This is a genomic window from Cellulosimicrobium composti (genome assembly GCF_009711085.1).
In the GTDB taxonomy this organism is placed as follows: Bacteria; Actinomycetota; Actinomycetes; order Actinomycetales; family Cellulomonadaceae; genus Cellulosimicrobium; species Cellulosimicrobium composti.
Window position 1 is genome coordinate 1 of sequence record NZ_WMKA01000080.1, and the last position, 9,205, is coordinate 9,205.

The 9,205-nt window shown below is 66.1% G+C and carries 7 protein-coding genes and 1 pseudogene; 7 read left to right on the forward strand and 1 reads right to left on the reverse strand.

Annotated elements, in window-relative coordinates; genetic code table 11:
* The 7 genes and pseudogenes from GJV82_RS18670 to GJV82_RS18705 form a co-directional block, all read left to right on the forward strand.
* Positions 1–356: pseudogene (locus GJV82_RS18670) on the forward strand (hypothetical protein); the annotation flags it as partial.
* Between the two features lie 53 nt (positions 357–409).
* A complete protein-coding gene (locus GJV82_RS18675) occupies positions 410–1,498 on the forward strand; it encodes a tyrosine-type recombinase/integrase (protein ID WP_155100263.1) in 1,089 nt (362 codons plus the stop codon).
* The gene (locus tag GJV82_RS18680; RefSeq protein WP_155100264.1) at positions 1,461–3,431 is read left to right on the forward strand and encodes a tyrosine-type recombinase/integrase; all 1,971 of its coding nucleotides are present in this window, start codon (positions 1,461–1,463) and stop codon (positions 3,429–3,431) included. The genes GJV82_RS18675 and GJV82_RS18680 overlap by 38 nt, the downstream gene beginning before the upstream one ends.
* Positions 3,432–3,629: 198 nt before the next feature.
* On the forward strand, positions 3,630–3,977 hold the full coding sequence (locus tag GJV82_RS18685) for a hypothetical protein (RefSeq protein WP_155100265.1): 348 nt from the start codon (positions 3,630–3,632) through the stop codon (positions 3,975–3,977).
* A gap of 61 nt (positions 3,978–4,038) precedes the next feature.
* The gene (locus GJV82_RS18690) at positions 4,039–6,174 is read left to right on the forward strand and encodes a hypothetical protein (RefSeq protein WP_155100266.1); all 2,136 of its coding nucleotides are present in this window, start codon (positions 4,039–4,041) and stop codon (positions 6,172–6,174) included.
* A gap of 70 nt (positions 6,175–6,244) precedes the next feature.
* Positions 6,245–6,886 carry an ABC transporter ATP-binding protein gene (locus GJV82_RS18695; RefSeq protein ID WP_318657830.1) on the forward strand — a complete coding sequence of 214 codons (642 nt, stop codon included), beginning with the start codon at positions 6,245–6,247 and terminating at the stop codon, positions 6,884–6,886.
* 1,175 nt (positions 6,887–8,061) lie between these two features.
* Positions 8,062–8,469, forward strand: a complete 408-nt coding sequence (locus GJV82_RS18705; protein ID WP_155100269.1) for a hypothetical protein — start codon at positions 8,062–8,064, stop codon at positions 8,467–8,469.
* Between the two features lie 386 nt (positions 8,470–8,855).
* Here the strand turns inward: GJV82_RS18705 and GJV82_RS18710 are convergent.
* Positions 8,856–9,205: IS30 family transposase (locus tag GJV82_RS18710; RefSeq protein WP_155100270.1), on the reverse strand; the 350-nt coding region annotated here is incomplete at its 5' end.

Here is a 9,205-nt window from a genome sequence, read left to right on the forward strand (position 1 = left end):
AGGCTCAACCCTTGCGTCGCCTACGTCAACGACGCCCCGGAGGGAACCCTATAGAACTGGTGTTCGAATATGATTGTGTCGTGGGTCGTCGACGTCCGCCTCCGGGCGGCTGGCCGTCCGGTATCGAGACGGTGCCGATGCGTGACTACGCCGAAGAAGCGCCCGAACTCGCGCGTCGCGGCGTGGCGATCGTGCGGCCGCCGGAGGGCATCCCGGTGCGGGCGTGGATCACGCAGCGCCAGAGCGGCGAGGCCCGCGTCGACGGTGAGGCCGTCGCATGGGCCGGCCGCCAGGTCCACGTCCGCTACCTGTTAACCGGCTATGGCTCGCATTTGCGCAGGTCAGCAGCCTCGTGAGGCTGCCGGGAGATCTATCGCGGTAGGGGTGGGCTGTGCTACACCTGTGGCGCATGGACGCCAGGGCCGCGTTGCGGCTGGAGCAGCGCGGCGAGGGCTGGCACCTCGTGGGTGAGGGCGCGGACCGGTTCCTACTCGTTGATGAATACCTGAGTCACCTGCTGGATCGGAACTACTCTCGCGCCACGGTGCGGTCGTACGGGTACGACCTGCTCGCGTTCTGCCGGTGGCTCTCCGACCGGGATCTCGACCTGGCCGCGGTGACGACGGCCGATGTGCTGGACTTTTTGCGGGCGTGCCGGGAAGCGAGCGTCCCGGGTCGTCCGGGGCCGAACGTGGTCTCGATGACGGGGCAACGGCTGGACCGGTATGCCGCGTCCACGATCAACCGGCGCCTGGCCGCGGTCTCGGGCATGTTCGCCTTCGCTGGACTGCGCTCGCCGGGGCGGAAGAACCCTGTCCCGCGCGGTCGTGACGCCCGGTGGACTGCGCCGGGCGAACGGACGGGCCTGCTCGCGCACACCAGACGCCGGCGCGCGCCACGTTCGGTGCTGCGCCTACGCGAACCGAGGCGGCTTCCCGCTTCGTTGTCGCCGCAGGACGCGAGGGCGCTGGTCGGGAGCCTTCGTACCTGGCGCGACCGGGCGATCGCGGGCCTGATGCTCTGGTGCGGGCTGCGGTCGGGCGAGGTCCTTGCCCTGAACGTCAAGGACGTCGACATCGGCGGCCGGTGGGTCACCGTGACGGGCAAGGGCTCCCGTCAGCGCCGCGTCCCGCTGGACGGGGACGCCGCCTCGGTGATCGACGCCTACCTGCTCGTAGAACGCCCCGAGTCCGACAGCGACCGCCTATTTCTCGTCGCCAAGGGGCCGAACCGAGGCCAGGGCCTGACCCCAGCCGGTCTACGCACGATCTTCCGCTACCACCGCCAGCTCACCGGCGTGTCCGGCGGTCACCCGCACGCCCTGCGCCACACCTTCGGCACCACCTTGGCCGAAGCCGGCGTCGACCTCGCCGTCCTCCAGGCGCTGCTCGGTCACGCGCACGTCGAGACCACAGCCCGCTACGTCCACCTCGCCCCGGCACACGTGAAAGCAGAGTTCGATGCCGCCCACGAACGCCTCCGCCCCCGCGACGCCTGACCACCACGCACTCAGTGACCTGGACGGGGACGACCTTCTGGATGCCTACCTCGCCCACCTCGCCGCAACCGGTCGCACCAGCGCGCACTTCAAGCGCGCGGCACGCAAGTTCTTCCGGACCTGGCCCGAACCAGAAGCATGGGCGAGCCTGCCGCTGACAGACCGCCTCGCCGCCGACAAGGACACCCGCCCGGCCCTGACCTTCCTCATGCTCCACAACCGGCTGCACCCGGGATACGACTACCTGCTGGAACGGACCCTCACCCCGTTCTGGCGCGAGATCAACACGAGCCCTCTGCGCGGCGAGATCGACCGCTTCCTCGACGCCGCCGAGACGATCGGGTTCGCGGTCCGCACCCGGATCGCCACCGGGTCCCAGGTCCCGGCCCGGTTGCTGATCCAGACCGGCCGACGCCTCGAGGAACTCACCCTCGGCGATCTCAACGAGTTCACCGCGGCCTGCTACGAACGCCGACAACGCACCGGCATCGTGCACGAGCACTACCTGTCCGCGATCAGCAACACCCACCGCGTGCTCTATCACCTCGGCGTCCTGGACACCCTGCCCTCGCGGCCCGGACGCGCCGCCCAGGACCTCGACGACCGGCTCGCTGGCGTTACAGCGACGATCCGGGCGGAGATGATCGCCTACCTCGAACGCAAGCGAGCGACGTGCAGCCCGCACCACGTCACGTCCATCGCGACGAAGCTCGACCAGTTCGGCACCTTCCTCACCGAGCACGACCCCACCCTGACTACGCTCGGCGACCTGGACCGCCGCAACCACATCGAACCGTGGCTGGCCGCACTGACCCAGGCCGCAAGGATGCGCGACGGCGAGCCCCTCACTGCCGCGAACCGCAGCCGTCGCGTGACCACGGTGGCCACGTTCCTGACTGACATCTCCGAATGGGGCTGGGATGCCGCGCCCTCGCGCAAGGTCTTGTTCCGCGAGGACATCCCCCGGCTCCCCAAGGTCTTGCCGCGCTACCTGCCCGTCGACGTCGACCGCCGCCTGACCGCAGCACTGACCGAGTACCCGGTGAACGAGCTCGCCGCTCTCGCGATCCGCCTCCAGCGCGCCTGCGGCCTACGGATCGGCGAGCTCCTCGACCTCGAGCTCGACTGCGTCCACGAGATCGATGGCAACGGCGCCTGGCTCAAGGTCCCCCTCGGGAAGCTGGACACCGAACGCATGGTCCCCCTCGACACCGAGACCCTCGAACTCGTCGACCGCATCATCGAGGTCCGTTCGCACGGCCGCCCGATCCGCCACCCGCGCTACCGCCGCCCCGCACAGTTCCTCCTCACCCACCACGGCCGCCGCATCAGCAACGCAGCGATCCGCGAGGAGCTCAACCGCGCCACCGCGGCCGCGGGCCTGGAGCACATCACCACCCACCAGCTGCGGCACACCTACGCCACCGCGCTCGTCAACGCAGGCGTGTCGCTGCAATCCCTCATGGCCCTGCTCGGACACGCCAGCGCAGCCATGAGCCTGCGCTACGGGCGCCTCTTCGACACCACCGTCCGCCGCGAGTACGACCGCGCGCTCGAGCTCGCCAAGGCACAGGCCCCCCGGACCGCGGACGGTCTTGCGTCAACGAGGGGGCAACGAGTCCAACTCCCGCTGGTCGACATCACCGGCGGCAAGGACTGGCGCACTACACCCCTGCTCAAGTCCCGCATGGCCGGAGGCTTCTGCCTCAGAACTCCTGCCCAAGGCGCCTGCAGCTACGCCAACATCTGCGAGCACTGCCCCAGCTACCGCGCCGAACCCTCGTCACTACCCATCCTCGCCGTCCAACGCATCGACGCCGAAGCCCTCGCCCACGACGCCGAACAACGAGGCTGGATCAGCGAAGCCCAACGCCACCACCAACTCATCGAACGCCTCGACGCCCTCATCGCAGGCGCCCACGAAGCCGTTTGATGCGATAGGCCTGTTCCGCAACGCTCGTACACCCAGTGCCGACCGGATCCGGCTAATTGGTACGAGCCCTTTACGGGGAGCAGACGCCTTACTTGCGTGTTCTGATGGACGACTTGCAGGTCGTGGGATACGGTCCGTCGCGGGGGCAGGGCTGCCCCTGGGGGCGCTGAGCCCTCTCACCTAGGGGAAGGTTCGAAGATGAGCCGAAAGATGCGGGGGAAGAGCATCGCGCTCGCCCTGGCGGTGGCCACGGCCGTGAGTGTCGGAGCCTCCGGTGCGGCGTTCGCGGGTAGCCACGGGGCAACCACCACGGGTTCGAAGGCGTACTCGTACGGAACGACGATCTACAACCGGGATACTGTCGCGGACGGTGACTGGACGCGTTCGAACTGGAACGCTCCGACCGGTTCGGGTGGGATCAGCAACCAGAGCGGGTACAACACGACCGTCTCGAAGGGCACGGGGCACGACATCACGGCGGTCCAGGCGTGTCGCTCGCGCAACGCGCTGCCGATGGTGTGCTCGAGCTGGAACAGCGACTACTGATCCGGATCGACGCATGAAGTCTCCGTGGGCACTGCCACGAACGGTGTCTTTACTCGTGGCAGTGTCCACGGCGCTCGTCGTCCTGACGACGCTTGCACTCGGCATCGCCGCAGGGACGTATGCCGCGCGCGTGGATTTTGCGGATGCCACCGCCATCCGTAACTCCCAACTCTTCCCCGACGAACCCACCACTGTCCGAGCACGCCCACTCTGGGTGAGTGCCGACGCCAGAAGCGCGATCGCAATCGTCGCCGAACCCGTCTCGCCCACGGCGCCCGCACCGTTCGGACTCACCGCCTGGCCTGAGCCGGGCCAGTTCTTGGTCTCGCCCGACCTCACAGGGTCTGTTGAGGAACTGGGGGCGCGATTCGGTGAGCTGGCGGGGGTCCTTCCCGATGAGGCACTTCCCTCCGCCACATCACGGACGCTGCTCGTTCGTCCCTCCGAGCCGCTGGACGACCAGTGGGCAGCAGCCGGGTTCGGCGTCAAAGGACCGATGCAGCAAGTCGCAATCCAAGGCTCGGGGTTCTTCCTCGACGATCGGATCTCCGCACCGGCAGCTTTTGCAGGCATCGTCCTCGCCGCAGTACTGCCAGCGCTCGTGCTGTTGGGCACGGCCCTGCAACTGGCAATGCGTCGTCACGCACGGCTCAATCGCACGCTCGAAGTGCTAGGCGTCGACCCCCGTCGCCTCCACCGCGAACTCCTTAAGCAAGTTCTGCCGCCACTGCTAGTTGGCGGGCTCCTTGCCACTGGTCTCGTGCTTGTCACCTACTTCACTGACATCACAGTCCCGTTCGCCGGCTTCACAGTGCGGAGCGTCGACGTCCAGCGGCACACGGCCATCTACGCGGGATCGGCGCTGGGAGGCCTGCTCGTTGCAGTGCTAGTGGCGTTCGTTGCTACCTACCCCCGCCGTCTCGCGCAGGGCAACCGCCCGCGCGCGGTGAAAGCACCACGCTCACGGCCATGGCTGGCCGTTGTCGGCGTCGCGGCGGTCTTGGTCACCTCGCAGGTCGCAGTTGCGGAAACTGCCGCCGCGGTGGCTGCCGGTGAGGATCGGGGGGCGGTCCTGTGGGTGATCGGCGGCTCTCTGATCGCGCTGTGCTTGATGCCCGCAATGGTCGGCCAGCTGATGACGCTCTGGGCCGGGGGCATCACGTCTCTCGCCCGCCGCAAGGGTTCAGCGACGGCTCTGCTTCTCGGTCGTGGCTTGGAGAACTCCCGACGGGCAGCAGGCGTCGCTGCAGCAGGCGCTGCGCTTATCGTAGTCACGGGCCTGGCTAGCACGTGGGCGCTGATGGGCGCCATCCCTGCCGTCCAGGCGCAGAAGGTGATCGACCAAATCGACGGCAGGTTCGTGCAGATCACCCCACCTTCGACAGGTCTCGTGGGTTCCGAGGAGGCGCTTGCGGCACTGCCGGACAGCGTCGGGATCCTCACCCTGATGGAAGAGGCGCATCAGCTCGAGGATGGGTCCTACGACTTCACGACCTCGATTCACGGCTCCGAACCTGCTCTTGAGCACTGGGGCCTCGTACCGGGCGAAGAGACCCCCGTCACCCAACTGCCGGGCATGCTCAGTACAACCATCACGAGTGGGCAAACGACCCCCGTGGCGATCAACCTGGGCGAGCCGGTACCCGCCGATAACGATGAAATCCGGCTCGCTTACGTCGCGTTCAACGTCGATGGCACCCGAGTCGATCGAGACGCCGTTCAGCGAGCTGTCGCACAGAGCGGGGGCCCAGGGTGGAACGTCTCGGTCGGTGGCGAAAACTGGGTCATCGGTGCGAACGACCTCGCGCACGCGTTCCGGTGGATTGGATGGTTCGCGATCGCCGGAGGCATCCTCCTCATCAGCGCCGTCTGGATCCGCACCGTCGACGATCAGCGACGTCAGATCGCCAAGGCGCTGCCCGTTGACGCTCTCTTCTCCTCACACCCCCGCCTACCGGCGATTCTGGCGTATCGGATGGGAGTCATCATCGGGGCCACTCTCCTTCTTGGTGGCGGCACGGCCGCACTCTTCGCCCGCGTCACTAGCGCGAGTTTGAGCACAACCGGCGGGTCGGGTCCCGTCATCGCCGCGGTATGCGTGATGGTCGCCGTCGTCCTTGGGGCGATGGCGCTGCCCACGGGGTTCGCACTGCAAAAGCTCAGCCGAGACTGGACGCCGGGAGGCGCGCGTGACTAGAACGGACACAGCCCTTGAGCCACACGGCTCACCGAGCGCATCACCGCAGCCTGCAGTGCGGATGCACGCCGTGAGTCACTCGTTCGGTCAAACGAAGGTGCTTGACGACGTCGAGCTCCAAGTGGGCTACGGGGAGTCAGTCGCAATCATGGGTCGATCAGGCAGCGGGAAGACGACCCTGCTGTCGTGTCTGCTGGGATTGATCACTCCCCAGGTGGGGGAAATCCATCTCGGTGCCACCGCGCTAAGCGGGCAAGGGCGAAGAGATCTCGCGCGGGTCCGATCCGAGACCGTCGGAACCGTCTTCCAACACAGCGAACTCGTGAGCGAACTCACCGCGGAAGAGAACGTTGCGCTCCCGGCCCTCATGAACCCTCGGACCAAGGCGGGTGCGCTCGACCGCGCTCGGACCCTGCTGGCCGACCTCGCAGTACCCACGCAAACCCGCGCCCGAGACCTCTCCGGCGGAGAAGCTCAACGCACCGCGCTCGCTCGAGCCCTGATCAATAGCCCGTCAATCCTGCTGGCCGACGAACCGACCGGAGCCCTCGACACCGAGCTGCGCGACCGGGCATCCGCACTTCTGTTCGATCTGGCCCGAATCAACAATTGCGCGCTGATCCTTGTCACACACGACCCCCTCCTAGCCGGACGCGCAGGCACGACATATCACCTCGATCAAGGAAAACTACGCCCTGCCCAGATTGCCTGACTGGAGTAGCGCGACAGCGCGAAAAGGTGCAACGCGCTCCCCAGGCGTCCGGCACTCTCCCACCTCGCGGCTACACGATGGCCACTTACAGTGCGGAGCTCGTCGGCGGATTAGCCGGAGAATACCTCTCCCCCGCCGGGCGGGAAGGGTGGGCCTGGCTCTGGGCCGACGCCGTCGAGCGCCGCTGAGCCCAGATACGACGAGCCCCGACCACCAGGGGGCGAATTCCAGCAGTCGTTGCAACGCCGACCGTCTCGGCAGCATCGTAGGCCGCGGACCCAGACTGCTCGGGCACTGCCACCCGACGCGGTGGTGAAAGTCACACCTGCCAGGTAGCCTGACCGCACACCACGACCAGCGCAGTCCAACTAGAGCCGTCGGCATCCATGCTTGGCCGCGAGACTGCGTATGGCACCGACGTCATCAAGGGGGCAGTAAATGAAAAAGTCGTGGCACGCGCTACTCGCCACAGGGGTGGCCACCGCGCTTCTAGTTGGAACTGCAGGCGCAAGCAGTGCAGCAAGCGCCGGAGTTGATCCGTCGGAACCGGACCTCACTCTCCATTTGACCGACGAGGCATTTTCTCAACTGACCCCATCAGCGGGGCTGGTAGTGCAACAGGACGGTGGGTCAAGCGTCGGCACGCTTGCCCTCATTTTCAACGGGTGTGAGGGTTTCACCGACAACCCGCACAGATCAGGGCCAGACGCAAGCGTTCACGGCCGTACGCGATGCCCGGGCGTTTCGCCGGTCAAGCAGCAGACCACTGCCCTCTACCGAATCGACTGGTGGGGCGACAACCTCATGAACCGTGTGACCGGCCAGGCTTACAACAAGTCGGGCACACTCGAGGTTCCTGTACACGCCAATTGCGGAGGCGCGCCGAACCGTGGCTACAGGGGGGTCTCAAACCACCTCGCCGACTACAACGGCCAAAGGGGAACGGTGACCACTGGAAACGAAAAGTGGTTCGCCTGCAACTGAGACGGGCAGTCCTCGGGGCGAGGGCCGTGACGCTTGCTGTGGCTGCGGCCCTCGCCTTTGCCGCGTGCAACACCGGCGATTCACCCGAGAGGACGAGCTTGCAAGGCGCAGAGCGGGCGCCCTCCGTGGTCGTAAAGTCATACCCCGATGAGCCGCCCGCTGCCTCGATAGCGGGCGTCCGACTGCCTACCATGAGTTCCTACTGGCAGGGTGCGGATGGGGTCCTACACGTCACTCGTCCGGAAACCGAGTCCGAGGCTCGCGATCTGGCTAAGGCCCTCCCCTCTGTGAGCCTCGGGGACCTGCCCTCTGTGCAGTTCGATCATCCTCAAGCACCCACAATGATGGTGGTGGCGTCCTACGCGGATGTTGATGAAGCGGGTATCCCTCAAGGCGATCGCGATGAGTACACGCTAAACGCCGCGGACATCATGAATTTGGCTGAGGAGGTGTCAGGAGGCATCAGGCTGGGTCTATCGATTCCTCGTGGTGCTCGATTAGTCACTATCGTTGCCTACTATCAAGCACCTCCAACCGAAGTTGAATCAAACCCTTCGCCCAACAGTGCCTCTTGGTCATTCGAGGTCAACAAGCACTGACGGGACTTCATCAATATGTGGCGATTGGGGCAAAATGGTAGTTTCGTGGCATGATCATCTAGATACATCTTGGCAAGTAGACGCGGTCTATCAAGCTGAGTTTTGGTCGTCAGGCCCGGGCGGCCTATCCAAGCGGACAGCGGCGATATCGGGCTGCGATATCGAGGCCGCTATCGCATGGGCCCGCGCTGAGGCTTCACGTACGGGAGAAGCACCGGTGATATGGCTGAGAATCGAGTACGACCCGGAGGTGGGAGCGGGTCGTGTAAGACTCTTTGGCACGGACCCTTCCGAGGCGCACGAAGGCTCGTGAGACTGAAAGCGGCGACAGAGGCCTGCCGAATCGCTGCCATCCCTGTGGAATACTCGAGACGCAAGCCAGTTTCTCAGGCGTTCGCCAGCTGATGAAGGCGTTGAAGCGGTGACTCCCAGCCCAGCACCTTTCGGGGCCGGTCGTTGAGTTGACTCGCGGCGACCGCCAGAACTTCGCGAGTGTGGTTAGCGAGGCTGGTCCCCTTGGGGAAGTACTGGCGAAGCAGCCCATTGGTGTTCTCGTTGCTGCCGCGCTGCCAAGGTCTGCCCGGGTCGCAGAAGTAGACCGGGATCCCGGTAGCTGCGGTGAACTCGTGGTGGCGACTCATCTCGGCTCCCTGGTCCCACGTCAGTGAACGACGCAGCTTGGGCGGGAGCGGCTCGACGGAGTTGAGTCCCCGATAGTGGTGTAGCGCGGTTGCCG

Excerpts from the sequence above, each read along its gene's own strand:
- GJV82_RS18675 (WP_155100263.1), top strand. The coding sequence starts at position 410 with ATGGACGCCAGGGCCGCGTTGCGGCTGGAGCAGCGCGGCGAGGGCTGG.
- GJV82_RS18680 (WP_155100264.1), top strand. The coding sequence starts at position 1,461 with ATGCCGCCCACGAACGCCTCCGCCCCCGCGACGCCTGACCACCACGCA.
- GJV82_RS18685 (WP_155100265.1), top strand. The coding sequence starts at position 3,630 with ATGAGCCGAAAGATGCGGGGGAAGAGCATCGCGCTCGCCCTGGCGGTG.
- GJV82_RS18705 (WP_155100269.1), top strand. The coding sequence starts at position 8,062 with ATGAGTTCCTACTGGCAGGGTGCGGATGGGGTCCTACACGTCACTCGT.